Below are 23,468 nucleotides of genomic sequence, written 5' to 3'. Positions count from 1 at the left end.
CCCGCCCCCCCCCCCCCCCCCCCCCCCCCACCCCGCCTACCCTCAGGAAACCAGCTTCGGCTGTTGCTGTTGCTGTTGCAGTGGCCCCTGCCTCTGCAGGTGCAGGGCGCAGCCCTGCCGGCAACCCCTTCTTGACCGCAGCGGCCCGGGCCCCGGAGAATTACGAGATTAATTCTCATTTGCTGTTGCGCAGGATGCGGGCGGCAGCCTCGACGGCCCTCGATCCCGATGTTCAAGAACGTCCTGTTCCAACTGCACTGGCTGCTGGGCATCAGCGCTGGCGCCATCCTGGCCGTGATGGGCCTGAGTGGTGCCGTCCTGTCGTTCGAGGATGAGCTGCTGCGCGCAGCCAATCCCGGCTTCGCCGCCATCGCCGAACACCATGCCGACAACCAGCAACCGCTCGCGTTGAGTGAACTGGTGCCGTTGCTGCAGGCGGGCAGCGAGCGGCCGCTGCAGCGGCTGCGGGTGGATGCCAGCGGCCAGCGGCCGTCTGTTGCGCGCTTTGCCGGTGGCAAGGACCACTGGGTGTATTTCGACCCCTACAGCGGCGAGCGCTTCAGCGCGTTGCGCGGGCAGGCCTTCTTCGATTTCGTCGAGGACCTGCACCGTCATCTGGTTGCCGGCGAGCGCGGCTCGTGGATCACCGGCAGCTGCGCGATCGCGCTGCTGTTCTTCACCCTGTCCGGGTTGTACCTGCGCTGGCCACGTCGCTGGTGGCACTGGCGCAGCTGGTTGGCGGTGGAGTGGGCGCGCACGGGCCGCGGCTTCCTGTGGAGCCTGCATTCGGTGATCGGCACCTGGGTGCTGCTGATCTACCTGATGAGCGCGCTGACCGGGTTGTGGTGGTCGTTCGACTGGTACCGCAACGGGCTGACCCAGCTGCTGGGTGTCGCGCCCCCCGCCAAGCACACACTCGCCACCGATCTGTCCCTCGATCTGCACAACGTCGAGGCCACGCTGTATGCGCTGCCCGGCGTGCGCCAGGGCTTCATCGACCTGCGGCTGCCGGAGAAGCCCGGCCAAGCACTCAACGTGCGGGTGATGTCGGCGGATCCCGCGCAGCGCGGCGGCCACCATGACCGCGCACATGACCTGCTGCAGCTCGACCCGGCCACCGGCGCCGTTCTCGACGCGCGCCCCTACGCGCGCCAGGGGGCCGGCGGCCAGCTCACCACCAGCATGTTCGCCCTGCATTCGGGCAGCTTCTTCGGCATGCCCGGACGTATCGTGGTGATGCTCAGCAGCCTGGGCATGTGCCTGTTCTTCATCACCGGCTGGCTGTTGTACCTGGACCGCCGCCGCGGCCAGCGCGCCGCGCGCGCGCTCCGGCAGACCGTTCCGGCAGCAGCACGCCACGCCGGCGGCACGCCGTGGCTGGTGGTGCATGCCAGCCAGAGCGGCCTGGCCGAACAGTTGGCCTGGCGTGCGGCGGCACAGCTGCAGGCGGGCGGCCACGGGGTGCAGGTACTGCCGCTTGCGCGCGTGACTGCCACGCAGCTGCAGGCCACCACACAGGCGCTGTTCGTGCTCAGCACCTTCGGTGATGGCGAACCCCCGGACAACGCACGGCGTAGCGCACGCCAGTTGCTGGCACAGCTGCCGGACCTTGCCGGGCTGCGTTACGGCATGCTCGCGCTGGGTGACCACCAGTACGAACGGTTCTGCGGGTTCGGCATGCAGATGGATGACTGGCTGACCCGCTCGGGTGCGCAGCCGTTGTTCGCGCGAATCGATGTCGATGCGGCTTCGGTGACGGCACTGCGCCAGTGGCAGCTGCAACTGGCCGCGCTGACCGGCATCGACACCGATGACAGCGTACTGCCAACCGCCACGGTGATGCACGACTGGCGCCTGCTCGGTCGCACCCTGCTCAACGCCGGCAGCGTCGGTGGCCAGATCTGGAAGATCCGCCTGGCACCTCCGGCCGACGTCGATTGGCAGGCCGGCGACATCCTGCACATCGCACCACGCCACGACGCGCTGCATGTGCACGCGGTGCTGCGGGCGCATGGCCTGGATCCCCTGCAACCGGTGCTGATCGACGGTGGTACCAGAACGCTGCGGGAACTGGCCAGCGAACGGGTGCTGCCCGAACCCGGCAGTGCATTGCAGGTGCAGGATGCAGGGCTGTGGCTGTCAGGCCTGCCGTCACTGCCCGGGCGTGAGTACTCCATCGCCTCATGCGCCGCCGATGGCGAAGTGGAGCTGGTGGTGCGGCTGGTCCACGACGCAGCCGGCCGCGCCGGCCTGGGCTCGGGCTGGCTGGCGCTGCATGCGCCGTTGGACGGTGCGGTTGCGGCCCGCGTGCATCGCAACCCGGGCTTCCATCGGCAGCCAGGTGCACCAATGGTGCTGATCGGCAATGGCACAGGCATCGCCGGCCTGCGCAGCCTGCTGCGCGAATCGGCGCATCACGGTGAGCACGGTCATTGGCTGCTGTTCGGCGAGCGCCAGCGCGCGCACGACTTCCTGTTCGCCGAGGACATCATCCGATGGCAGGCTGACGCGCACCTGCGGCGGTTGGATCAGGCGTACTCGCGTGATATCGACGATGGCAGCTACGTGCAGCATCGACTGCGCGCCGCAGTGGATGAGCTGCACGCGTGGCTGGCACGCGGTGCGGTGATCCATGTCTGTGGATCGCTGCACGGCATGGCCGAAGGCGTGGACCAGGTGCTGCGCGAGGCACTGGGCGATGACGCGGTGGAGACGCTGCTTGAGAACGGACGTTACCGGCGCGACGTGTATTGATTCCGTTCGCCGGGCATGGCCCGGCGCTACCCGTCATGGCTTTCAACGGTAGCGCCGGGCCGTGCCCCGGCGAAGGCGATCAGGCCATCACGCCGCCGCGCGCGGGCGTCGCTCGGGCAGCAGGCGGAACACGCCCACCGCTTCGGCCAGCGCCTGCACCTGGGCCTGCATCTGCGCGGTCGATGCGCCGGCTTCTTCCACCAGGCTCGCATTGCGCTGCGTGCTGGCCTCCATCTGCACGATGGTCTGGTTCACCTGGGCGATGCCCGCATGCTGTTCGTGCGAGGCACTGCGGATACCGGCCAGCAGCCCGGCCAACTGCTGCACGCTGCTGACGATCTCGTCCATCGTCGTGCCCGCCTGCTCGGCCTGCGTACTGCCTTGACCGACCCGCGCCACCGAATCCTCGATCAGCCCCTTGATCTGCTTGGCCGCATCCGCACTGCGCTGCGCCAGCAGGCGCACTTCGGCCGCCACCACCGCGAAGCTGCGGCCCTGCTCGCCTGCACGCGCGGCCTCCACTGCCGCGTTGAGGGCCAGGATATTGGTCTGGAAGGCGATGCCATCGATCAGCTGGATGATGTCACCGATGCGACGCGACGACGCGCTGATGCCCTGCATGGTCGCCACCACCTGGCCGACCGCAGTGCCGCCACGCTCGGCAACCCTGGCGGCGTCGCGTACCAGTCCGTCAGCACGCCCCGCGGCGTCGGCATTGCGACCGACGGTGTCGGTCAGCTCATGCATGGATGCTGCGGTTTCTTCCAGGTTGGCTGCCTGCTGCTCCGTGCGCTGGGAAAGATCGTGATGGCCGGCAACGATCTCGCCCACGCCCACATCCAGGCGCACAGTGGCCTGCTGGATACGGGTGACGATGTGGCCCAGCTGCCCGACAGTGGCGTTGGCATCATCCCGCATGCGCGCGAACACGCCCTGCAGGTCGCCCTCCATGCGCACGCTCAGGTCGCCGCGTGCCAGCGCGGCCAGCAGCGACTGCAGGTCGCCCAGGTTGGTCTCGAAGGTGGACAGCAGGCGGTTGATGCTGGTCGACAGCGTGCGCACGAACCCCTGCTTGCCCTCCAGCGCGATGCGACCCTGCAGCTCGCCATGCGCCGCCGCATCAACCAGCGCCGCCACTTCGGTTTCCAGCAGCGTTTCCAGCGCGCGGCTGCGCCATTCCACCGCGACACCAAGGAAGTGCTCGTCCTCGACAATGGCATTGGCGATCAACTGGTAGCGGGTGCCGGCGTGGCCGATCTCACGCTCTTCGCGCTGACGGACGCCGATCAGTCCCGCCAGCGCCGGATGCAGGCGGACCGCGTCGCTGCCGAGCAATGTCTCTGCGGGAAGCGCCAGCAGCTGCAGCAGCGCCGGGTTGGCGTAGGCCACCTGCCCTTCCGCATCAACCACCATCAAGCCGGTCTGGGCACTGTCCAGCGCCTGCCGCACGCGCGTGTTGCCGCGTGCCACCGCGCGTTCGGTCTCGGTCCGCGCACGCAGGCGCTGCTGCATGTCGACGAGGCGCTGCGCGAGCTGACCGATCTCATCGTTGGCGTTGTGCACGCGCAGCGTGGTGTCGAGCCGATCATCCGCGATATCGCCTGCAAAGCGCAGGGTGTCCTGGATCGGCCGACGCACCGCACGTACCACCAGCACCAGGCTGGTGATCAGCACACCGGCCACCAGCAGCAGGGTAGCCACGAACAGCACGCTGGCCATCCTTGCGCCCGATCGCTGGCGCAGTTGTGCCTGTTCCAGTGCCGCAACCTGGGCCTGCTGGAACGCGGCCAGTGCCGGGCCGACGGCCGCCGCGGTCTCGAGCAGCGACTGCGCCTCCACGTCCAGGCCCACGCGCGCAGCGGTATAGCCCAGCAGCGCGGCCTGGTAGGCCTCCATGCCATTGCGTATGCGTTCCTGCACCGCGGCGGGCAGGCCGGCCAATGCCAGGTCGAAGGGCAGCTTTTCTTCGCTGGCACGATCGGCGTGGGTGGAATCGCCATCGAGCAGCAGCAACGCTTCCTGGCGCCGCATCCGCTGCACATGCAGCGACAGCGCTGGCCGCTCCAGCGCATCCACCTGCGCCTGCAGCGCGTCGGCAGCCTGCTGCAGCTTCGCGGCCAGGCCGGCATCGCCGCGCCCCATCTCATCCACCCGCTCGAACAATGCGGCGATGCCCTGTGAGAAGGCATCGACCGCCTCGGCCATCGCCTGCAGCGTCTTGCGCCGGCCCGCATCCATCGGCATGCCGCGCAACGCCTGCATGTCCTGCTTCAACATCTGCTGCGTGGCCAGCAACTGGCTGCGGTCCGCAGCATCGAAACTGCGCGCATACTGGGTCTGCAGGCGCCTGGCCTCGGCCACCCGCGCCGCCAGCGAAGCAACGCGGTCACTGCCGTGCTGGTAGCTGGCCTGGTCACGTGCCGCCTGCGTACTCGCATGGCTGGTCCAGGCATGGACGGCGGCAATGGCCACCAGGCCCAGGCTGCAGACCAGCAACGTCGCCTTGAGCTTGTCGGCAACGCCGAGTCGATGTGGCTGCAGCCAGCGCAGCAGGCCAGGGAAACGGGAACGCAACCCGACAACGCGGCTACGCAGGGACCGAAGGTGGGGAACGACGGCCGACATGACAGGCTCCAGGCGGAAGGACGCACCTGTATCGGCCGGTTTCAACAGAACTTTAGCGGTGGATTGAATCCTGCCGCGGGCAGTGGCCAGTCGTCGCTGTTGTACCGGCCGCAGGCGACCGGGGGATGACACCGGCGCGCCGCGCTTGACCTCAACCCCGGTTGCGGTAGCACAGTGGAGGCCCCTGCCCGTGGTGCCTGCCATGTCCGTCGACGTCTCCCGTTACCTGCAGCGACTGCAGCTGGATGCCCCACCACCGCTTACCCTGGCCGGGCTGACCCTGCTGCAGCAGCGCCACAACGCCCTGCTGCCGTTCGAGACCCTGACCAGCCTGCTGCGCGACGCGGTCGCCATCGACCTGGACAGCGTCCAGCACAAGCTGCTGCACGCGCAGCGCGGTGGGTACTGCTTCGAGCTCAATGGCGCGTTCCTGGCCCTGCTGCAGGCCCTGGGTTTCGATGCGCGGCCGCTGAGCGCGCGGGTGCTGCTGTCGGCTGCAGAGGGCGAGCTGACCGCGCGTACGCACCTGCTGCTGCGGGTGCATCTGCTGGACGAGGACTGGCTGGTCGATACGGGCTTCGGCAGCCTGACCCCGACCGTGCCACTGCGCCTGCATGAGACCGCAGTCCAGGACACACCGCATGAGCGCTACCGCGTGCAGCGGCTGGAGGATGGCGACTACATGCTCGCCTCTGAGGCCGGTGACGACTGGCGGCCGCTGTACCGCTTCGACCTGCAGCCACCGGCGCCGATCGATAACGAAGTGGGCAACTGGTACGTGTGTACGCATCCGCAGTCGAGCTTCCCCGGCCAACTGCGTGCATCACTGACCGGACCGGATTGGCGGCGCACCATCGGCAGCGGCAACTACACCGAATATCGCCCGGGCCAGGTGCCGGCCAAGCGCCCGCTGCGTGATGTACAGGACGTGCGCGAGGTGCTGCAGCAGGGCTTCGGCATGCGCCTTCCTGACGATCCGCGATTGGATCCGGCCATCGCCGACTGGCTGCAGCGGTCGCGGGCCGCGTCCGTGTAGCGCCACGCGATGTTCGGCTGCTGACCTCTGGGCTATGAGGTGACGGGCGCCTGCAGGGCGATCCGGTTGCCCTCGCTGTCGCGGATCTCGGCCACCCGCCAGTCACCGGCCACGTCCGGGCCGAAGCACAGCACCGCGCCAGCCTGAAGGGCACGCTGCAGGCTGTCATCCAGATCGTCCACGCGCAGGTAGATGCGCGGGCCCTGCTGCGACGGCAGGTAGTCCGCGCCGTGCACCAGCGCCATGCTGGCACCCGCGTCCCTATCGTTGAAGGGCAGGTACGCCATACGACAGTCATGCACGGTGATCGGCGTATCGAGGTCCAACTGCAACCATTGCCGGTAGAACGCCATGGCACGGTCCAGGTCGGCAACGGGAACTTCAACGTGCAGGATGGGATTCATGGTGATCAGGCTGGGCGTGCCGGCGGATGAAACACAGGATCGCAGCTCTGCACACCACAGGCTATGGCCACAGCTGGCATGCTGGACCGCCCGCCGTAACGGAGTCCACCATGTCCCTGGCCGATCACCGTCATGCGTTGGCCCCACTGGGCTACCTGCGCGTTGCCATCAACCTCGGCAACCCGGTGCTGGCCCAGGGCGGCGCCGATGCACCACGCGGGCCATCGGTGGAACTGGCCACCGCGCTGGCGCAGCGGCTGGGTGTGCAGGCCCGCTTCAGTTGCCACGACGCGGCCGCATCGGTGGTGGCAGCAGCGAGCGACGATGCGTGGGACCTGGCCTTCCTGGCGGTGGACCCGGCGCGCGCCGACCGCATTGCCTTCAGTGCACCGTATGTGGAGATCGAAGGCACCTATCTGGTGCGCGATGACAGTCCAGCACGACAAGTGGCAGACCTCGATCACAGCGGGCTGCGCATCGCGGTGGGACGCGGCGCCGCCTACGATCTGTTCCTCAGCCGCGAGCTGCGCCAGGCAACGATTGAACGTGCCGACACCTCGGCCGCCGCCATCACCCTGTTCGACCAGCAGCGGCTGGATGCAGCGGCCGGCGTACGCCAGCCCCTGCAGGCCTGGGCACAGGCACACCCCGGCCATCGCGTGCTGGCAGATCGCTTCACCGTCATCCAGCAGGCGGTCGCAGCGCCCGTTGCACGATCCGCGGCGGCGTTGCAGGCACTGTTCGCCGAAGTGGAAACGATCAAGGCCGGGCCGCTGCTGGGCGAGGCCTTCGCACGTGCCGGGCAGGCGGTCACGCTGCTGCGCTGACGCACACGCCACAGCATCGCGCCTGCGCGACGGGCGCTACCCCACGTCTGCGGCCGGCATGTGCCGCACGTGCTCGGCGGCCTGCGCGTGCAACCATTCGCGGAAAGCCAGGAAACCACGGTGCCGCACCGAGCGCTGCGGGTACACCAGCCAATGCGGCCATGCGGTTTTCAGGCGCAGGTCCGACAACGCAACCAACTGGCCGGAATCCAGCAGCAGCCGCGCCCGCGTGACCCGCCCCAGTGCAACACCAACGCCGTCCAGTGCCGCGCGATGGTGGGCTTCGGAATCATCCAGCACCGCCACGAACCGCGCAGGCGGGCGTTCGCCGATCAGCGCGAACCATGCGCCCCACGCGCCGTCGGGGTCTCCCAGCAGCGGCCACTGCGCCAACGGGACGTGGCCGATGCCGCCCATGCGCTCGATCAGTGCCGGGCTGGCCATGGGCAGCAGCCATTCGTCGAACAACGGTTCCACCACCAGTCCCGGCCATTGTCCGCTGCCCAGCCGCAGCGCTGCATCGAACTGCAGTTGTCGGTCGAAGTCGATCAGCCGCTCGCTCGACTGCAGATTGATTTCGATCTGTGGATGCGCGGCCACGAAGTTGCCCAGCCGTGGCACCAGCCATGCGCTGGCCATCGACGGCACGGCACTGAGGGTGAGCACATGTTCCGGTCGCGCGGCGTAGGGTTGGAAGGCGTCGTTGATCGCATCCAGGTGGGGGCCGACCTGATCCAGCAGGCGCTGCCCTTCCAGGGTCAAGGCCACACCGCGTGCCTGCCGTATCAGCAGCGGCTGGCCCAGGCGCTCTTCGAGCTGGCGCATCTGATGGCTGAGCGCACTGACCGTCAGGTTCATCGACGCGGCGGCGCGGGACAGGTTGCCCAGGCGTGCGGCAGCGACGAAGCCCTGCAGGGCATGCAGCGGGGGGCGGGACATAAGCCTTGAATTCCTCTCAAGTCGACCTTGCGGAAATGTCGCTTTTTGCACCCCCATGCTGCCCGTATCGTGCATTCCACTCAAGTGGAGGCACGATCATGAACATCTTCAGCGGCCTGTTGTTCCTGCAGGGTCACGTGACCAACGTCACCCTCGCCCAGCGCCTCGCCGAACCAGTTCCCGCAGCGCCCGATGCGCGCCGGGCACCGCGACCGGCCAACGTCCCGGCCACCTCGGGAAGTGTCACCACCCGCGCTGCAGGTGCTCCGGCAACCACGGCTCGGGATCGATAGCGAGCGCGCGATACGCATCGATGGCGTCGCGCAGTGCGGCCACGCCGACCGGCGTGCGCAGGCTTTCCTCTTCCGGCACCTGCGCTGCGGCCCAGTCATGCAGCCGGTCCAGACGCTGGACCATTGCCGCCCGCAGCCACGGCCGCAGCGGATACGTGTGATAGCCCTGCTGTGCCAGCGCGCGTACCGCCTCGGCCAGCGCGGCGTTGGCCCCGCGCACCCATTCGGTGCGCCCACCGGCCTTGTCCTGCACCGTCATCGGCGCCGGCGCACGATGCAGCTTGAACGGCCGGCGCAACTGCAGTTCCAGGTCACGCGCATCGCGCTCGGATTCCGCTTCGACCAGCGCCCCCGCTTCCAGATCGAAGAACTCGAACCAGCGCCGATGCAGCGCACTGATCCGGCCCAGCGGATCGCGCGAGAAACCAATCTTCGCGTAGTCCTCCCAGGCACAGGGAAAGACGTAGGCGAACACGCGGCCATCGATGCGGATATCGGAGTCCATGGCCACAGGATCACCTGACGGGCATTCGCAGGATGTGCAGCCAATGCCCACGACAGGCAGGCTTCCGGCTACGCTTGCACGCCATGCCTTCATCACACGCCCCTCGTCTGCCGGTGTCATCGATCACGATCGATGCCGCCTCCCTCGACATCCTCCAGCAGCAGCACGCGGAGCTGCGACGACCGCCGGCCTCGCTGACCAAGCTGATGACTGCCTACACCGCGTACGACCTGCTCGCGCAGTCGGGCGGTTCGTGGTCGGACACCATCACCATCGATCCGCGCGATGTGCACGAAGTAGCCGACGATGAAACGCGGATGGGCCTGGTGCCCGGCGAACGCATCGCCCTCGACAAACTGCTGGAGGGCCTGATGGTGGTCTCCGGCAACGACGCAGCGCTCGCCCTGGCCCGTCACCTGGCCGGATCGCAGGCAGCGTTCGCGCAGCACATGAACCACCACGCGCGGGCGCTGGGCCTGCACGATACGCACTTCATCTCTGCGTCCGGCATCACCACCCCGGGCCATCTCTCGACCGCACGCGACATGGCGATGCTGGCCGCGCACCTGCTCGCCCGCTACCCCGACCTGCTGGCGATCACCGCACAGCGCAGCTTCACGCACCGCACCCTGCAGAAGGCGAACCAGAACGCCCTGCTCGGCGAAAACGGCGTGGATGGCTTGAAGACCGGTTACACCCAGGCTGCGGGTTTCTGCCTGGCGGCCACCGCCCGTCGCAGGTGCGCTGGGCACGCGCTGCCGCTGCGCCTGATCAACGTGGTACTGGGTGCTGATTCCCGTGCGTCGCGCGATGAGCAGGTGCGTGCGCAGCTTGATGCGGGCTTTGCCACCGTCGCGATGGCCGACCCCCAACGCGTGTGACGGGCAGAGCGGGCAGACACCACGGGCAATGCGCTCTATAGTCCAGCGCCCGAAGGAGTATCCCATCGATGGATCGACGTTTCCTGTGCTGGATGCTTGCGCTGTTCTGCACGTTCGCCGCCGCACTCACCCATGCCGGCGAACTCAGCCCTGCCGAGACCGACGCGTTGCAGCAGGATGTGCGATCGCTGCTGTCCACGTTCGCCCGCGGCGATACCGATGCCATGATCGCGCGCACGCATCCCAGCGTGAAGCGGTTTGCCGGCGGCGATGCGGCGTATGTGAAGGCCACGCGCGAAACGATGAAGGCGCTCGACGACTTGGGCCTGAAGGTCATCAGCGATGATGTGGGCGAACCGACCCGCACCTATGCTGCCGGCGACGAAGAAGTCTGCTTCGTGCCGCGGACCACGGTATTCACCGTCGACGCGCAGACCGTGAGAAGCCTCGCCTTCATGATCGCCATCCGGCCGGTGGGCGGTACGCAGTGGCGCTACATCGATGGTGCCGCGATGCAGGCGATGCCGGAGCTGCTGCGACAGCTGTTGCCGGACCTGCAGCCCGACGTGCCCCTGCCACCGGTCAGCGTCGAGCGACTCTAGGCGGCGTCGCCCACACGATTCAGGCGCTGCGCTTGACGATGGCGACGATCACGCGTTCCAGCTCGGCCTCGGCGGCCGCATGTTCCACCGCACCGGCCTCAACCGCTTCAGACAGGGTTTCGGCGGCACCGAGGATGGCCCAGAGGCCGGCGGCTGGCACGACCTCTCCCGCTGCGAACGGGCCCAGCCACTGCGCGCACTTGTCGATGAAATCCTGCTGATAGCAACGGCGCACCGCACGCAGTTCCGGTGATCCCGCCAGCGCGGCGAGAATGTCCTGGATCTCGCTGCCCTGCGACAGCACGCAATCGATATAGCCGGAGGCGATGGCGTGCGCGCGATCCTTCAGCCGCGCCTTCGCGCTGCCGATGCGCTCATCGAAGACCACGGTCTGCCTCTGGTCATAGTCGGCATACAGCGCAGCCAGCAAACCGTTGCGGGTTTCGAAATGGTCGTAGGCCAGCGGCTTGGCGACGCCGGCCGCCTCGGCCAAGCGGCCCAGGGTCAGCGCATCGGTGCCCTCTTCGCCGACCAGCGTCCACGCCACGTCCAGCAGCTGGCGGGCACGCTGTTCGCGGGTCAGGCGGCGACGGGGCTCGGGCGCGGCAGGTCTGGAAGGCAAGGGAGATCGTCAGGGCGCGGGGGTTCCGATCTTACGTCCGATGTCCACCGCCGTCTGCAGATGTGTTTCGGCCATGCCGCTGTCGGCATCCAGCAGCAGCGTGGATGACAGCACCGGCGCTCCGCAGTAATCGAAGATGCCCTGGTCGATCTGGGTCTTCATCGCCTCGCCATAGCCACGCCGGTCGATCATCTGCTGGCCGGCGCCGCCCAGCCCCACCAGATGCACCTGCAGCCGCTGCAGCTTCTTTTCCACCTTGCCATCGGCGCCTTCGTCATAGGCCCAGCCCTGGGTGAACACGCGATCGATCCAGCCCTTCAGCAGCGCCGGGAACGACCACCAGTAGAGCGGGTAGACCAGCACGAGCGTGTCGGCCGCATCCAGCCGCGCGTGCTCGGCGGCCACATCGGCGGGCAGCGTGGTGGTCCTGCGGAAGAACGCGTGGTCCTGCGCATTGAAGCGTGGATCGAAGCCTTCCGCCATCAGATCCACCGTGGTGACCGTGTTGCCGGCATCGGCGTTGTCGATCGCCTCGCCGATCCGCGCGGCCACGGCATGGGTGAGCGAGGAGGGTTCAGGGTGGGCTACGACGATATGGGTATGCATGACGGGCTCTGGCAGTTCATTAGTTACCAATGGTAACTATGATTGCCGCCAGCACCAGCACCATCGGTGGAATGCTGTCGCGCATCGCGGCCACGCTTGTGCACATCACAGCCACGCCGGGCTGCCATCGTCTTGATGCCTGTCAGGGGATGCTTGCCACACCACCGCAGCATTCGCACGACATCACACCATGCAAAGCAACAATGAACGACCCACGACGCTTCCGCGCCTGCTCCTTGTGGAAGACCAGCTCGATCTGGCCGATCTGATGGAACAGGCCCTGACCGACGAAGGCAATGAGATCGCCCACGCCAACAGTGTCTTCGAGGCATTGGGCATGCTCGACAGTGGCCACTTCGATGGCGCCGTGCTGGACGTGGAACTTCGTGACGGGGTGGTGTTTCCGGTTGCCGATCGGCTGCTCGAGCTCGGCATCCCGTATCTTTTCGCTTCGGCGGTATACGACCAGCTGGTGCCGGTCAGGCATCGGCGTGCGCCGTTCCTGGCCAAGCCGTTCCATGTGCAGGGCCTGCAGCGTGCGGTACGTGAAGCGCTCGGCAGGACGCCCCCCTCACCTGCACCGTCGCACTGACCGGCCCGTACCTACGGCTTGAACAACCCGTTGAGCTCGGCACCTGACGGGGTACCCGGCAGCGCGTCGAATGATCCGCTGCCGAGCATCTGCTCCGATGCCCTGAGGAAGCCCGCCCACGCACTGCGGGCCAGCGCCCCGCCGACGCTGACCCGGCGCACGCCGAGGCCGGCCGCCTGCTGCAGCGTCATCTGGCCGGGCGAACCGATCAGCAGGTTGACCGGCTTGCCACCGGCGGCATCCACCACGGCGCGGATCTGCGCTGCGCTACGGATGCCAGGCGCATACAGGCAATCGGCACCCGCCTGCGCATAGGCGCGGATGCGGGCCAACGTATCGTCCAGGTCAGGCCGCCCGACGAAGAAGTTCTCCGCGCGCCCCACCAGCATCACGTCATGCCCGCTTTCGTCGATGGCACGGCGCGCGGCCCTGAGCCGGGCCACGCTGTCTTCGATGCTGCGCAGTGGATGCTCCGCATCGCCGGTGGAATCCTCGATCGACAGGCCGGCCACGCCGGTGGCGATCGCCATCGACACACTCTCGTGCACCGCCTCCGGGCTGCTGCCGAAACCATCTTCGAAGTCGGCGTTCACCGGCAGATCGGTTGCCGCCACCATCGTGCGCAGATGGGCCAGGATCTCGCTGCGCCCCATCGCCCCGTCAGGCTGCCCGTGGGCCCAGGCATGGCCGGAGCTGGTGGTGGCCAGTGCCTGCGCACCCAACCGCGCCAGCGCTACGGCGCTGCCGACGTCCCAGGGATTGGGCAGCAGGAAGCACCCGGATGCATGAAGTGCCCTGAAGGCAGCCCGGCGGTTCTGGATTGCGTCGGCACTCATCACGGACTCCTGGTTGATGCGCTTTTGCCGGCGGCTACCGACACAGCGGTCACTTGGCAGTGTGCTTCACGGCGCTGCCACCCGGTTCTGCCGTCGTCTGCAACGGCAGCCCCTGCAGCACCGCCTTGTCCACCTTCGCCGCCACGCCAACACTGCGCCCGGCCAGGTTGGCCACCTGGTACTGCACCGCCACGCCCAGCACCTGGGTCGCCTCGGACAACGTCAATCCATAGGCCTGGCGCAGCCACTGCAGCATGCCCGAGGTGGCGATGCGCAGCGCATCATCGCTGGAGCCGCCCTGGCCCAGGGTCATGATCTGCGTTGCCGATTCCACCCGCGGCGTCGTGATCGCATGCTGCTTCAGCAGCTCGACCTTCACCTCCACATCCAGCGACGTCTCCAGCGCCCACTGCGTGGTTTCGCCATCGCCCTGCAGCGCGTGGCCATCGCCCAGGTACATCAGGGCGCCAGGCTGCTGCACGGGCAGGTAGACCGTATTGCCTTCAACCACGGCGTTGAAATCCATGTTGCCGCCGAAGTCGGCGGTATCGCCGGTGGAAAACGGCGGGTAACCGAAGCCGGGCGCCAGCGCCAGGCCACCGAGCATCGGCTTCACCGGCACTTCGAAATGCCGCAGGCCACCACTGGCTCCCTGCGGACGGGCGACGCCCCTGCTGCGGTCCAGCTGCCAGCGCACGGGCTTGCCCAGCTCGCTGGATTCAGCGGCCACCCGCGGCGTCTTCAAGCGTCCCACCAGGCCATCCAGGCTGTCGGCATGGTCGCGGTTGAGCTTCAGCGAAGTGAGCGTGATCGCCAACGTATCGCCCGGTTCGGCACCGACCACGAAGAACGGCCCGACCTGCGGGTTGCCGAACAGCGCACGGGTAATGCCCTTCTCGTCGACGCCGCCGGAATCCAGCGTGCGGGTCTGCACCGAGTCCCCCGGCCAGATCACCAGCACCGGCGCGCGGTCGGCGCTGAACGTATTGGAATAGTCGGTCGGCGTGAACACATGGCGCTGCGGAGCGGTCGAGCCCCGCGCCGGTACCTTCCAGGCACTGAAGGCGTGGACGGCACGCGCGTCGCGGTTGTTGGTGTCCGGCTGATCGCTCTGTCCCTGCATCCGTGTACCGTCAATGCGCCCATCGAACTGATAGCGCTGGCCCTGGCTGTCGGTGGCGGTGAACACCATCTGCCCGGCGCCGAGGGTGCCGGTGACCGGGTCGGCGTCCAGCCGGCCGACGATACGCCCGTTCTGCACGTCCAGATGCAGGGTCTGGTAGTTCCTGTTGCCCCACAGGTCGGTGGCAACGATCCATTGTTCGGCAGCCAGCGCATTCAAGGGCAGCAGTGCCAGCAGCAGTGCGGGCAAGCGGGGGGGAATAGGCACGGCGCAGGCATCCAGGAGCGCCGACATGGCGGGTTGACGCAGTGTAGGAACACCTTGGCAACCTCCGCAGTGTCGAACGTAATGCGGCCCGGCGGCATCGCGCCGGCAAGGGGGATGGTCGGCACGCGCAATTTCCACTATCTATAGTCAGCCTTCCAGCACGCGGCCGCCATGCAACCACGCGGACGATGGCATTTTTCAAACGACCACTTTAAACACCACTAATTTCGCCGAACTGGACAGCATCCTCAGCTTCCGCCAGACTGCCGCCCTTTCCCGTCAATCGGATCCCATGGCGAAGCTGCTGGTCCTGCATGGCCCCAACCTCAACCTGCTCGGCACCCGCGAGCCGGAGGTCTACGGCCACACCACGCTGGCCGACATCGACCAGGCACTGGCCGCCCAGGCTGCTGCTGCGGGTCATGCGCTGGAGAGCCTGCAGTCCAACGCCGAGCACGTGCTGGTGGATCGTGTTCAGGCCGCACGCAACGACGGAACCGCCTTCATCCTGATCAACCCGGCCGCCTTCACCCATACCTCGGTTGCCCTGCGCGATGCGCTGGCGGCAGTGGCCGTGCCGTTCATCGAGATCCACCTGTCCAACCCGCATACCCGCGAGCCCTTCCGCCAGCACAGCTATTTCAGCGACAAGGCCGTTGGCGTGGTGTGTGGCTTCGGTGCCGACAGCTACCGCTATGCGATGGACGCGGCGTTGGCACGCGTGCAGGCTGCCGCCGCGTCATGAGCCTGTCGCGCGTCCTCGCCAGCGTTGTGCTGTGGGCCGGCCTGTGCGGCATCGCCGCCGCGTCCGACCGTGAGGCCGAAGGCATCGACTGCGCGCACCCGACCACCACGATGGAGAGCGACCTGTGCGCCTCGGACGTGGCAGCGGCCGCCGACGTCGAACTCAACGCCGTCTACGCCCAGGCCCGCAGGCAACTGCGCACGCCGGCCAACGGCGGCAGCTGCAGCTACTGCGGCAACGCCGAACAGGAACTGGTGCTGGCCCAGCGCGCATGGATGCAGCTGCGCGACCACGACTGCCAGGCGGTGTATGCCCTCAATTCCGACGGCACCGCGCGCAACGGCGCGCAGATGCGCTGCCTGATCACCCTCGCGCGCGACCGCACCCGGCAGTTGCGCGACTTCTACGAACTGCTTTGACCCGAGCGCAACGCGCTTCCCACCACACTGACATCAAAGAGAAAAGGGGCCACCATGGATCTCCGCAAAATCAAGAAGCTGATCGACCTGCTGGAAGAGTCGAACCTGGCTGAAATCGAAATCAAGGAAGGCGAAGAGTCGGTGCGCCTGTCGCGCGCTCCGGTGTCCGGCTACGGCATGATGCAGGCCCAGCCGCAGATGATGATGGCCGCCCCGGTCGCCGCCCAGCCGGCTACCCCGGCAATGCCGATGCAGTCGCCGACCGAAGCCTCCACCGGCGGCACCGCCAAGCCGGGCAACGCCCTGCCGGAAGGCCACGTGCTGCGCTCGCCGATGGTCGGCACCTTCTACGCCTCGTCCGCTCCGGACAAGCCGGCGTTCGTCAGCATCGGCCAGCAGGTCAAGGCCGGCGAGACCCTGGCCATCATCGAAGCGATGAAGATGTTCAACCCGATCGAAGCCGATGCGTCGGGCACCATCGTCGCCATCCTCGGCGAGAACGGCCAGCCGGTGGAATTCGACCAGCCGCTGTTCGTGATCGGCTAAGGGGCGGCTGCCATGCTCGACAAAGTCGTCATCGCCAACCGAGGGGAAATCGCGCTGCGCATCCTGCGCGCGTGCAATACCCTGGGCATCCGCACGGTGGCCGTGCACTCCACGGTCGACCGCAACCTCAAGCACGTGGCCATGGCCGATGAATCGGTCTGCATCGGTCCGGCGCCGTCGGCGGAAAGCTACCTCAACATCCCGGCGTTGATCGCCGCGGCCGAGGTCACCGACGCCCAGGCCATCCACCCGGGTTATGGCTTCCTGTCCGAGAACGCCAACTTCGCCGAGCGCGTGGAAGAATCCGGCTTCATCTTCATCGGCCCGAAGGCAGACACCATCCGCCTGATGGGCGACAAGGTCGAAGCGATCCGCGCCATGAAGTCGGCCGGCGTGCCGTGCGTGCCCGGCTCGGGCGGCCCGCTCGGCGATGACATCGTCGCCAACACCAAGATCGCCCGTGAGATCGGCTACCCGGTCATCATCAAGGCCGCCGGTGGCGGCGGTGGCCGCGGCATGCGCGTGGTGCATGCCGAAGCCTCGCTGAAGACCTCCATCGAGACCACCAAGAGCGAGGCCAAGGCCGCGTTCGGCAATGGCGAGGTCTACATGGAGAAGTTCCTGGAGAATCCGCGCCACGTGGAGATCCAGGTGCTGGCCGACGGCCAGGGCAATGCCATCCATCTCGGCGAGCGCGACTGCTCGATGCAGCGCCGTCACCAGAAGGTGGTCGAGGAAGCACCGGCACCGGGCATCACCACCGAGCAGCGCGAGCAGATCGGCAAGGTGTGCGTGGAAGCCTGCATCCGCATCGGCTACCGCGGCGCCGGCACCTTCGAATTCCTGTACGAAGATGGCCGTTTCTACTTCATCGAAATGAACACCCGCATCCAGGTGGAGCATCCGGTCACCGAGATGGTCACCGGCATCGACCTGGTCGCCGAACAGCTGAAAATCGCTGCCGGCCAGAAGCTGTCGATCAAGCAGAGCGACGTGGTGCTGAGCGGTCATGCGATCGAGTGCCGCATCAACGCCGAAGATGCCGAGACCTTCGTGCCGAGCCCGGGCACCATCACCGGCTTCCACGCACCGGGCGGCCCCGGCGTGCGCGTCGATACCCACATCTACAGTGGCTACCGCGTGCCGTCGAACTACGACTCGATGATCGGCAAGCTGATCGTGCACGGTCCGGACCGCGAGACCGCCATCGCCCGCATGCGGGTGGCGCTGAGCGAGATGGTGGTCGATGGCATCAAGACCAACATCGCCCTGCAGCAGCGCATCATGCGCGACAAGGGCTTCCAGGCCGGTGGCCAGAACATCCACTATCTGGAAAAGCGCCTTGCCGAGCGCAAGAGCAAGCCGATCGCCTTGACCTGATCGGCTGCGGTTGTTGCCACACATGAAAAGGGCGGGGATTTCCCCGCCCTTTTCTGCTTTCTGCTTTCTGTAGAGCCGAGCCATGCTCGGCTGCTTTCCGGCAAGCCAGGCATAGCCCGGCCCTGCTGGATCCGCTTCAACGCTTGCCGGCGACTTCCGCGGGAATCTGCGAGTTCGCCAACGGACGCACACCGTTCGGCGAGGTCGGATCGACGATCACCATGGTCTCGCTGGAGCCATCGGGCCACACCACCTGGAAGGTGCTGCCGGCCGGCAACGACGAGAACGGCACGCCACTCTGCGCGCGGTAGACGGCGGCCACCTGGCTGGCACCGGCGCGGCGCACGTCTTCCTGTGTCTTCACCGAGGTCAGTTCCACCTTCGACAGGCGCCGGTAGCGGTCCTCGTAGGTGTCGATCATCAGCAGGCCCACGGCACCGGCCGAGTACGCCACGAACAACACCACCCAGAACCAGAACTTGGCCCCATGCAGGAATCGACGGTAGTTCATCGCCCGTCCCTCGTTCCAATCAATCGCTTGATCCATTCCTTCATTTTCCCCGCACCTTGCCGCGAAACCGCGGCGTCATACACAAATTCACGGAAGTCCTGCGTTCCATCCGGCGAACAGATCCCTCCATTCGCACAAAAACTGTTGACCAGCACGCTGTCGGCTCCACAGGGAAGACCGAGTTCGCAGGCCGCAACCCGCCATGCCAGTTCACTCAGCTGTTCACCGGCGACCGTGCCGGTGAGCGCCTTGTCGCCGGCCGCGCGCAATCCCATGCCCGGCGCGATCGCCATATAGGCCTCCGGATCGCGCGAGGTACGCACGCGCTCGACCAGATCTCGGCGGTACTGCTCGTTGTCGTGCAACGGCTCACCTTCGGCAAACAGCGCCGCTTCGGCAGCGAGGTTGCCCTGCTGGGCCGCACGACGACGCTCACCGAGCACCAGCGCCGGCCCCAGCTTGTCGCCGGGCACGAAGCCACCGCAGCGCTGCGCCACTCGTTCGCGCGCCTCCACCATCACCGGTGCGGCACTCAGGCCGAGGCCGGCCAGTACGTTGTTGTCCAGGCGATAGCCGCCCGGATCAACGGCGTACTGCGCGCAGTAGTCATAGACCCGGCTGAGCATCCAGCGCGCCTCATGATTGCCCTGGTCGGCCTGCACGCGCAGGCGCTGCGCGTAGGCGTACAGATCGGTGGCATCTTCGATGTCGGCGCGGATATCCAGCGGCAGGCCTGAAGGCAGCGCGGTGCCACGTTCGAAAGCAGCCAGGCGGCGTGCCAGCGCTTCCGGCATCACCGGTGCCAGCGCCCCCTGCGCATCGCTGGCCTGGGTAGCCAGCGGCACGTCGACGCGCGCGTCCATGTCCCGGCCGTGGCCATTGGCCCGATAACCGGCCACGCCCAGCACGGCCACGGCCGGCAGGACGAGCAACCAGGTTTTCAGGGTCGGGGCGAAAGCCATCGGCAACGGTCGGTGGTACGGCGCACAGGAAAGCGCCGAGTTTAGCAAGGCCCGTGAGGCCTGTCTGAATCGGCTTCGTTCATCCCGGGGTGGCATCTCAGGCAATACGGAGACGCCCCAATGGTCTAGCATGGCCCCCTTTCCCGCGATTGCCCTCACCGCCATGCCGTTCCTGGAACTGACCCTGCGTTGCACCGAAGCCACCCAGCCCCGCTATGAGAATGCGCTGGAGGACATCGGCGCGCTGGCGGTGACCCTGCTTGATGCCGAAGCCGACACCAGCAACGAGCAGGCCATCCTGGAGCCCGGCGTGGGCGAGACCCCGCTGTGGGATACCCTGGTGCTCAGCGCGCTGTTCCCGGCCGACAGCAACGCCTTGCTGCTGCTGGCCGCGCTGGAAGCCTTCGACCCGGAACTGGACTGGAGCAACGGCAGCTTCCGCGCCGTGGCAGACGAAGACTGGGAGCGCGCGTGGCTGGACCAGTTCCAGCCGATGGACTTCGGCAGCCGTACCTGGATCGTGCCGTGGAACCATGAGCTGCCGGAGGCCGCGCAGGCTGCCGACGCCGCCATCGTGCGCCTGGATCCGGGCCTGGCCTTCGGCTCGGGCACCCACCCGACCACCGCGCTGTGCCTGCGCTGGCTGGACCAGTTGGCCGTTGATGGCCAGCTACAGGGCCAGCGCGTACTCGATTTCGGCTGTGGCTCGGGCATTCTCGCTCTGGCCGCGCTGAAGCTCGGTGCCGCCCAGGCCATCGGCGTGGACAACGACCCGCAGGCGCTGATCGCCACCGCCGACAACGCCGAACGCAATGGCGAACAGGCACGCATGCAAGTGTACCTGCCGCAGGACGAACCGGTCGCCACCTACCCGATCGTGGTCGCCAACATCCTGGCCTCCGCGTTGGATGCACTGGCCGAACTGCTGGCTGCCCGCGTCGCCACCGGTGGCCGCATCGCCCTGTCGGGCATCCTGCATGGCCAGGAAGACGAACTGCTGCAGCGCTATGCGGCATGGTTCGACGACCTGCAGGCCACCCAGGATGGCGACTGGATGCGCATCACCGGCGTACGCCGCGCCTGATCGTGGTTGAATGACCGCTGGATCCGAGCCCGCGCCCTGAGCATGTCCGAGCCGAACCCACCGCGCCGTCCCCTGGCCACGTTCCTGCGCACCGCGCCGGGGCGCGATGTCGCGCCTGAGACCACGGCACCGCGCGAGCCGGGGCCGCCCGATGCAGCGCCGGTGATCGACGATCTCGACCCGGCAACGGACATCGCGGCGGCAACAGCAACAGAACCGCCGCCCGCCGATGATCCAATCATCGAGCCGGCGCCCACTGCCACGCCCGGCATCGCCGTCACCGCCACCGATGCGCCCAGCTTCCTCGGCGTGCGTCCGCGCGCACTGCCAACCCCTCGCTGGCATTGGCTGCTGGTGGCCGCACTGGCGCTGCTGCTGTTGCTGCAGAGCGTGCTGGCCGATCGTGCACGGCTGGCCGCCGATGCCGGCACACGGCCGTGGATCAGCGCGCTGTGCAACGTGCTGCGCTGCACGCTGCCGGCCTGGCGCGAGCCCACTGCATTCACCATGACCAGCCGTGAAATCCGCCCGTTGCCGGCCCAGGCCGGCGTACTGCAGATCCAGGCCAGCATCCGCAACGACGCGCGCTGGCCGCAGGCATGGCCGGATCTGCGCCTGTCGCTGTCCGATGCCGATGGTCGGGTCATCGGCACCGGCGTGTTCGCACCGGCGCAGTACCTCGGTGAAAACCCGGGTGCGGCCGCGCTGGAACCGGGACAAAGCGCACGCATCGCCTTCCGCGTGCAGGAGCCTGCCGCATCCACGGTCGCATTCACCTTCGAGTTCCTTTGACCTGGGCCGGGCCGCCCGGCCGTGGCAGGTCGGGCACGCTCGCGCTAGACTGACCGCCATCACCTCATCCGGTCCGGCGCCCCGCGTGCATGGACCAACCAGATCGGGAACCCCCTTGAACGCTGTCCTTTCTCGTCCTGACAACAGTCGTGGCGCTGCCCGGCCACCGCTGCGCGAACATGTGGCCCAGTCCGTGCGCCGTTACCTGCGCGACCTCGATGGCTGCGATGCGGACGATGTCTACGAGATCGTGCTGCGCGAGATGGAGATTCCACTGTTCGTGGAAGTGCTCAACCATTGCGAAGGCAACCAGAGCCGCGCGGCGGCGATGCTGGGCATCCATCGTGCCACCCTGCGCAAGAAGCTGAAGGAATACGGCATCAGCGCGTAAGCGCCGCCCGCCGGGCATGGCCCGGCGCTATCGAATCCGGGTCCACCTGGTTCCAGTAGATCCACGCCATGCGTGGATGGCCCTCCAGCGGAATCACCCGCCGCCGCCCGCCTTCCAGTAGTAACGCACCACGTGGAAGAACACCGGCGCGGCGAAGCACACTGAATCCAGCCGATCGAGCATGCCGCCATGGCCCTCGATCATGTTGCCCCAGTCCTTGATGCCGCGGTCGCGCTTGATCGCCGACATCACCAGGCCGCCCCAGAACCCCATCAGGTTGATCAGCAGCGACAGGCCGAATGCCTGCAGCGGCGTGAACGGGGTGATCCACCAGAGCGCGGCACCCAACGCGCTGGCACAGAGCACGCCGCCGACGAAGCCTTCCACCGTCTTCGACGGCGACAGCTTCGGCGCGATCAGGTGCTTGCCCAGCAGCTTGCCCCAGATGTACTGCAGCACGTCCGACGACTGCACCACGATCACCAGGAAGGCGAACAGCAGCACGTTGCGCGCCGGATCGTAGCCCGGCACACGCAGGTTCAGCAGCAGCGGCACGTGCGAGATGCAGAACACGCAGATCATCAGGCCCCACTGCACCTTCGACGTGCGCTCCAGGTAGTGGGTGGTATCGCCGCCGATGGTGGCCAGGATCGGCAGGAACAGGAACGCGTACACCGGGATCAGCAGCGTGTACATGCCATACCAGTCGATCCACACCAGGTAGTACTGCCACGGCAGCACGATGTAGAAGGCGGCCAGCAACGCGTAGTAGTCACCCGATCGTGTCGGTGCCAGGGTGATGAATTCGCGCAGTGCGAACAGCGAGATGATCGCGAACAGCACGATCACTCCAGCGCGACCGAAGAACAGCGCCAGCCCCACCACGATGGCCATCACCCACCACGCGCGGATGCGCGAAACCAGATTGGCGATCACTGCGCTGGGCGTGCCGCGCTGGCGCCAGCGCAGGGTTTCGGACACCAGCGTGGCCAGCACCAGCACCGCGCCTACGCCGGCAAACAGCAGGCCGGTCTGCTGGCCCACGCTGCGCGCGGCCAGATCACCGGACATATCGATCATGAAGCTCATGCGCGGCCTCCGTTCGGGGCCAGGGCCAGCAGCGCCTGGCGGCTGCGCGACAGGAACGCCGCCTTGTCCTCATCGGCCTGCAGGCGCAGCGGCGTACCGAAGGTCGCCGTGCACAGCAGCGGCAGCGGCAGGAAACGCCCCTTCGGCATCACCCGCTTCAGGTTGTCGATCCATACCGGCACGAACTCCAACTCCGGGCGTTGCCGGGCCAGATGGTAGATGCCGCTCTTGAACGGCAGCAGCGGCTCGTCACCGATGTTGCGCGTGCCTTCCGGAAACAGGATCAACGAGCAGCCCTCATCCACCGCGTCACGCAGCACCTGCAGCGGATCCTGGTGGCGGTTGCCCGCCTCGCGTTCCACCAGCACGCCATTGAACACCGCGTCGATCAGATAGCGCCGCAGGCCGTCGCGCTGCCAGTACTCGGCGGCGGCGACGGGCCGCACCTGGCGCCGCAGTGCCGGTGGCATCGACGACCAGATCAGCACGAAGTCACCATGACTGGCGTGGTTGCCGTAGTAGACGCGGTGCTCGCTGGACGGCGCGCAGCCGACCCACAGCGCGCGTGCGCCGGTCACGACGTGGATGGCCGCACTGCAGGCGCGGGCGATCAGTTCAGCGAACATCGGCACCTCCG

25 protein-coding genes are annotated in these 23,468 nt (G+C 67.4%); 13 read left to right on the top strand and 12 right to left on the bottom strand.

From position 1 onward, the window contains the following. The first annotated feature begins 228 nt into the window (after window positions 1–228). On the top strand, window positions 229–2,754 hold the full coding sequence (locus tag ACFX4F_RS05445; protein WP_380653010.1) for a PepSY domain-containing protein: 2,526 nt from the start codon (window positions 229–231) through the stop codon (window positions 2,752–2,754). A gap of 87 nt (window positions 2,755–2,841) precedes the next feature. On the opposite strand, the gene ACFX4F_RS05440 is transcribed toward ACFX4F_RS05445, so the two are convergent. After that, window positions 2,842–5,379 carry a methyl-accepting chemotaxis protein gene (locus tag ACFX4F_RS05440; protein WP_380653008.1) on the bottom strand — a complete coding sequence of 846 codons (2,538 nt, stop codon included), beginning with the start codon at window positions 5,377–5,379 and terminating at the stop codon, window positions 2,842–2,844. A gap of 202 nt (window positions 5,380–5,581) precedes the next feature. Between ACFX4F_RS05440 and ACFX4F_RS05435 the strand changes: the two genes are divergently transcribed. Then, entirely contained in the window at window positions 5,582–6,415 is an 834-nt protein-coding gene (locus ACFX4F_RS05435; protein ID WP_380653005.1) for an arylamine N-acetyltransferase, read from the top strand. Between the two features lie 32 nt (window positions 6,416–6,447). On the opposite strand, the gene ACFX4F_RS05430 is transcribed toward ACFX4F_RS05435, so the two are convergent. Then, window positions 6,448–6,819 (bottom strand): VOC family protein, encoded by a 372-nt coding sequence (locus tag ACFX4F_RS05430; protein WP_380653002.1) that lies wholly within the window; start codon window positions 6,817–6,819, stop codon window positions 6,448–6,450. 110 nt (window positions 6,820–6,929) lie between these two features. Between ACFX4F_RS05430 and ACFX4F_RS05425 the strand changes: the two genes are divergently transcribed. Next, complete coding sequence (locus tag ACFX4F_RS05425; RefSeq protein ID WP_380652999.1) at window positions 6,930–7,646, top strand: transporter substrate-binding domain-containing protein; 717 nt, start codon at window positions 6,930–6,932, stop codon at window positions 7,644–7,646. Window positions 7,647–7,682: 36 nt separating this feature from the next. Here the strand turns inward: ACFX4F_RS05425 and ACFX4F_RS05420 are convergent, their stop codons facing one another. Together ACFX4F_RS05420 and ACFX4F_RS05415 are read right to left on the bottom strand one after the other, a co-directional pair. Further along, window positions 7,683–8,585 (bottom strand): LysR substrate-binding domain-containing protein, encoded by a 903-nt coding sequence (locus tag ACFX4F_RS05420; protein WP_380652996.1) that lies wholly within the window; start codon window positions 8,583–8,585, stop codon window positions 7,683–7,685. Between the two features lie 243 nt (window positions 8,586–8,828). Next, window positions 8,829–9,383, bottom strand: a complete 555-nt coding sequence (locus tag ACFX4F_RS05415) for a GIY-YIG nuclease family protein (RefSeq protein ID WP_380652993.1) — start codon at window positions 9,381–9,383, stop codon at window positions 8,829–8,831. 83 nt (window positions 9,384–9,466) lie between these two features. Between ACFX4F_RS05415 and ACFX4F_RS05410 the strand changes: the two genes are divergently transcribed. Further along, the gene (locus ACFX4F_RS05410; RefSeq protein ID WP_380652990.1) at window positions 9,467–10,264 is read left to right on the top strand and encodes a D-alanyl-D-alanine carboxypeptidase family protein; all 798 of its coding nucleotides are present in this window, start codon (window positions 9,467–9,469) and stop codon (window positions 10,262–10,264) included. A 68-nt stretch (window positions 10,265–10,332) separates the two neighbouring features. Next, on the top strand, window positions 10,333–10,866 hold the full coding sequence (locus ACFX4F_RS05405; RefSeq protein ID WP_380652987.1) for a hypothetical protein: 534 nt from the start codon (window positions 10,333–10,335) through the stop codon (window positions 10,864–10,866). Between the two features lie 19 nt (window positions 10,867–10,885). Here the strand turns inward: ACFX4F_RS05405 and ACFX4F_RS05400 are convergent, their stop codons facing one another. Both ACFX4F_RS05400 and ACFX4F_RS05395 read right to left on the bottom strand, forming a co-directional pair. Beyond that, complete coding sequence (locus tag ACFX4F_RS05400; protein ID WP_380653016.1) at window positions 10,886–11,449, bottom strand: TetR/AcrR family transcriptional regulator; 564 nt, start codon at window positions 11,447–11,449, stop codon at window positions 10,886–10,888. Between the two features lie 48 nt (window positions 11,450–11,497). Next, on the bottom strand, window positions 11,498–12,094 hold the full coding sequence (locus ACFX4F_RS05395; protein ID WP_380652984.1) for an NAD(P)H-dependent oxidoreductase: 597 nt from the start codon (window positions 12,092–12,094) through the stop codon (window positions 11,498–11,500). 190 nt (window positions 12,095–12,284) lie between these two features. Between ACFX4F_RS05395 and ACFX4F_RS05390 the strand changes: the two genes are divergently transcribed. After that, window positions 12,285–12,686: a response regulator gene (locus ACFX4F_RS05390; RefSeq protein WP_380652981.1), complete on the top strand. Its 402-nt coding sequence runs from the start codon at window positions 12,285–12,287 to the stop codon at window positions 12,684–12,686. A gap of 11 nt (window positions 12,687–12,697) precedes the next feature. Here ACFX4F_RS05390 and ACFX4F_RS05385 read toward each other — a convergent pair whose 3' ends face one another. Beyond that, window positions 12,698–13,525: an oxaloacetate decarboxylase gene (locus ACFX4F_RS05385; RefSeq protein WP_380652978.1), complete on the bottom strand. Its 828-nt coding sequence runs from the start codon at window positions 13,523–13,525 to the stop codon at window positions 12,698–12,700. Window positions 13,526–13,571: 46 nt separating this feature from the next. Continuing rightward, the gene (locus tag ACFX4F_RS05380) at window positions 13,572–14,912 is read right to left on the bottom strand and encodes an acetamidase/formamidase family protein (protein ID WP_380652975.1); all 1,341 of its coding nucleotides are present in this window, start codon (window positions 14,910–14,912) and stop codon (window positions 13,572–13,574) included. Window positions 14,913–15,204: 292 nt separating this feature from the next. On the opposite strand from ACFX4F_RS05380, the gene aroQ reads away from it, so the two are divergent. The 4 genes from aroQ to accC are packed head-to-tail and all read left to right on the top strand — an operon-like array spanning window position 15,205 to window position 18,002. Next, window positions 15,205–15,657: a type II 3-dehydroquinate dehydratase gene (gene aroQ / locus ACFX4F_RS05375; protein WP_380652972.1), complete on the top strand. Its 453-nt coding sequence runs from the start codon at window positions 15,205–15,207 to the stop codon at window positions 15,655–15,657. After that, window positions 15,654–16,076 (top strand): lysozyme inhibitor LprI family protein, encoded by a 423-nt coding sequence (locus ACFX4F_RS05370; RefSeq protein WP_346579800.1) that lies wholly within the window; start codon window positions 15,654–15,656, stop codon window positions 16,074–16,076. The genes aroQ and ACFX4F_RS05370 overlap by 4 nt, the downstream gene beginning before the upstream one ends. A gap of 54 nt (window positions 16,077–16,130) precedes the next feature. Then, window positions 16,131–16,622 carry an acetyl-CoA carboxylase biotin carboxyl carrier protein gene (gene accB / locus ACFX4F_RS05365; protein ID WP_089237272.1) on the top strand — a complete coding sequence of 164 codons (492 nt, stop codon included), beginning with the start codon at window positions 16,131–16,133 and terminating at the stop codon, window positions 16,620–16,622. Between the two features lie 12 nt (window positions 16,623–16,634). Next, the gene (accC, locus tag ACFX4F_RS05360; protein ID WP_099820474.1) at window positions 16,635–18,002 is read left to right on the top strand and encodes an acetyl-CoA carboxylase biotin carboxylase subunit; all 1,368 of its coding nucleotides are present in this window, start codon (window positions 16,635–16,637) and stop codon (window positions 18,000–18,002) included. A 136-nt stretch (window positions 18,003–18,138) separates the two neighbouring features. Here the strand turns inward: accC and ACFX4F_RS05355 are convergent, their stop codons facing one another. Next, on the bottom strand, window positions 18,139–18,513 hold the full coding sequence (locus ACFX4F_RS05355) for a hypothetical protein (protein WP_099820473.1): 375 nt from the start codon (window positions 18,511–18,513) through the stop codon (window positions 18,139–18,141). Then, window positions 18,510–19,475: a hypothetical protein gene (locus tag ACFX4F_RS05350; protein WP_380652961.1), complete on the bottom strand. Its 966-nt coding sequence runs from the start codon at window positions 19,473–19,475 to the stop codon at window positions 18,510–18,512. Before ACFX4F_RS05350 ends, ACFX4F_RS05355 begins: the two co-directional genes overlap by 4 nt. Before the next feature lie 163 nt (window positions 19,476–19,638). Between ACFX4F_RS05350 and prmA the strand changes: the two genes are divergently transcribed. The 3 genes from prmA to fis all read left to right on the top strand — a co-directional run bounded on the left by prmA (window position 19,639) and on the right by fis (window position 21,742). Next, window positions 19,639–20,559, top strand: coding sequence for a 50S ribosomal protein L11 methyltransferase (prmA, locus tag ACFX4F_RS05345; protein ID WP_380653013.1), 921 nt, complete (start codon window positions 19,639–19,641; stop codon window positions 20,557–20,559). A gap of 42 nt (window positions 20,560–20,601) precedes the next feature. Continuing rightward, the gene (locus tag ACFX4F_RS05340; RefSeq protein ID WP_099820470.1) at window positions 20,602–21,351 is read left to right on the top strand and encodes a DUF3426 domain-containing protein; all 750 of its coding nucleotides are present in this window, start codon (window positions 20,602–20,604) and stop codon (window positions 21,349–21,351) included. Window positions 21,352–21,466: 115 nt separating this feature from the next. Then, window positions 21,467–21,742 carry a DNA-binding transcriptional regulator Fis gene (gene fis / locus ACFX4F_RS05335; protein ID WP_006397198.1) on the top strand — a complete coding sequence of 92 codons (276 nt, stop codon included), beginning with the start codon at window positions 21,467–21,469 and terminating at the stop codon, window positions 21,740–21,742. A 93-nt stretch (window positions 21,743–21,835) separates the two neighbouring features. On the opposite strand, the gene ACFX4F_RS05330 is transcribed toward fis, so the two are convergent. Next, window positions 21,836–22,831, bottom strand: coding sequence for a phosphatidate cytidylyltransferase (locus ACFX4F_RS05330; RefSeq protein ID WP_099820469.1), 996 nt, complete (start codon window positions 22,829–22,831; stop codon window positions 21,836–21,838). Then, window positions 22,828–23,457, bottom strand: a complete 630-nt coding sequence (locus ACFX4F_RS05325) for a 1-acyl-sn-glycerol-3-phosphate acyltransferase (protein WP_099820468.1) — start codon at window positions 23,455–23,457, stop codon at window positions 22,828–22,830. Before ACFX4F_RS05325 ends, ACFX4F_RS05330 begins: the two co-directional genes overlap by 4 nt. Window positions 23,458–23,468: the final 11 nt, after the last annotated feature.

Source organism: Stenotrophomonas sp. YIM B13575, from assembly GCF_042787595.1.
In the GTDB taxonomy this organism is placed as follows: Bacteria; Pseudomonadota; Gammaproteobacteria; order Xanthomonadales; family Xanthomonadaceae; genus Stenotrophomonas; species Stenotrophomonas lactitubi_B.
Note: the sequence above shows the minus strand (reverse complement) of the source record. Positions and strands in the feature narration are given on the sequence as shown.

What these genes read in the sequence shown, in the direction of transcription:
- ACFX4F_RS05350 (WP_380652961.1), bottom strand. Translation starts at nt 19,475, where the DNA reads ATGGCTTTCGCCCCGACCCTGAAAACCTGGTTGCTCGTCCTGCCGGCC.
- ACFX4F_RS05390 (WP_380652981.1), top strand. Translation starts at nt 12,285, where the DNA reads ATGCAAAGCAACAATGAACGACCCACGACGCTTCCGCGCCTGCTCCTT.
- ACFX4F_RS05415 (WP_380652993.1), bottom strand. Translation starts at nt 9,383, where the DNA reads ATGGACTCCGATATCCGCATCGATGGCCGCGTGTTCGCCTACGTCTTT.
- ACFX4F_RS05410 (WP_380652990.1), top strand. Translation starts at nt 9,467, where the DNA reads ATGCCTTCATCACACGCCCCTCGTCTGCCGGTGTCATCGATCACGATC.
- ACFX4F_RS05340 (WP_099820470.1), top strand. Translation starts at nt 20,602, where the DNA reads ATGTCCGAGCCGAACCCACCGCGCCGTCCCCTGGCCACGTTCCTGCGC.
- accC (WP_099820474.1), top strand. Translation starts at nt 16,635, where the DNA reads ATGCTCGACAAAGTCGTCATCGCCAACCGAGGGGAAATCGCGCTGCGC.
- ACFX4F_RS05355 (WP_099820473.1), bottom strand. Translation starts at nt 18,513, where the DNA reads ATGAACTACCGTCGATTCCTGCATGGGGCCAAGTTCTGGTTCTGGGTG.
- ACFX4F_RS05395 (WP_380652984.1), bottom strand. Translation starts at nt 12,094, where the DNA reads ATGCATACCCATATCGTCGTAGCCCACCCTGAACCCTCCTCGCTCACC.
- ACFX4F_RS05445 (WP_380653010.1), top strand. Translation starts at nt 229, where the DNA reads ATGTTCAAGAACGTCCTGTTCCAACTGCACTGGCTGCTGGGCATCAGC.
- ACFX4F_RS05405 (WP_380652987.1), top strand. Translation starts at nt 10,333, where the DNA reads ATGGATCGACGTTTCCTGTGCTGGATGCTTGCGCTGTTCTGCACGTTC.
- ACFX4F_RS05435 (WP_380653005.1), top strand. Translation starts at nt 5,582, where the DNA reads ATGTCCGTCGACGTCTCCCGTTACCTGCAGCGACTGCAGCTGGATGCC.
- ACFX4F_RS05370 (WP_346579800.1), top strand. Translation starts at nt 15,654, where the DNA reads ATGAGCCTGTCGCGCGTCCTCGCCAGCGTTGTGCTGTGGGCCGGCCTG.
- ACFX4F_RS05440 (WP_380653008.1), bottom strand. Translation starts at nt 5,379, where the DNA reads ATGTCGGCCGTCGTTCCCCACCTTCGGTCCCTGCGTAGCCGCGTTGTC.
- ACFX4F_RS05330 (WP_099820469.1), bottom strand. Translation starts at nt 22,831, where the DNA reads ATGAGCTTCATGATCGATATGTCCGGTGATCTGGCCGCGCGCAGCGTG.
- accB (WP_089237272.1), top strand. Translation starts at nt 16,131, where the DNA reads ATGGATCTCCGCAAAATCAAGAAGCTGATCGACCTGCTGGAAGAGTCG.
- ACFX4F_RS05425 (WP_380652999.1), top strand. Translation starts at nt 6,930, where the DNA reads ATGTCCCTGGCCGATCACCGTCATGCGTTGGCCCCACTGGGCTACCTG.
- ACFX4F_RS05325 (WP_099820468.1), bottom strand. Translation starts at nt 23,457, where the DNA reads ATGTTCGCTGAACTGATCGCCCGCGCCTGCAGTGCGGCCATCCACGTC.
- ACFX4F_RS05420 (WP_380652996.1), bottom strand. Translation starts at nt 8,585, where the DNA reads ATGTCCCGCCCCCCGCTGCATGCCCTGCAGGGCTTCGTCGCTGCCGCA.
- aroQ (WP_380652972.1), top strand. Translation starts at nt 15,205, where the DNA reads ATGGCGAAGCTGCTGGTCCTGCATGGCCCCAACCTCAACCTGCTCGGC.
- ACFX4F_RS05430 (WP_380653002.1), bottom strand. Translation starts at nt 6,819, where the DNA reads ATGAATCCCATCCTGCACGTTGAAGTTCCCGTTGCCGACCTGGACCGT.
- prmA (WP_380653013.1), top strand. Translation starts at nt 19,639, where the DNA reads ATGCCGTTCCTGGAACTGACCCTGCGTTGCACCGAAGCCACCCAGCCC.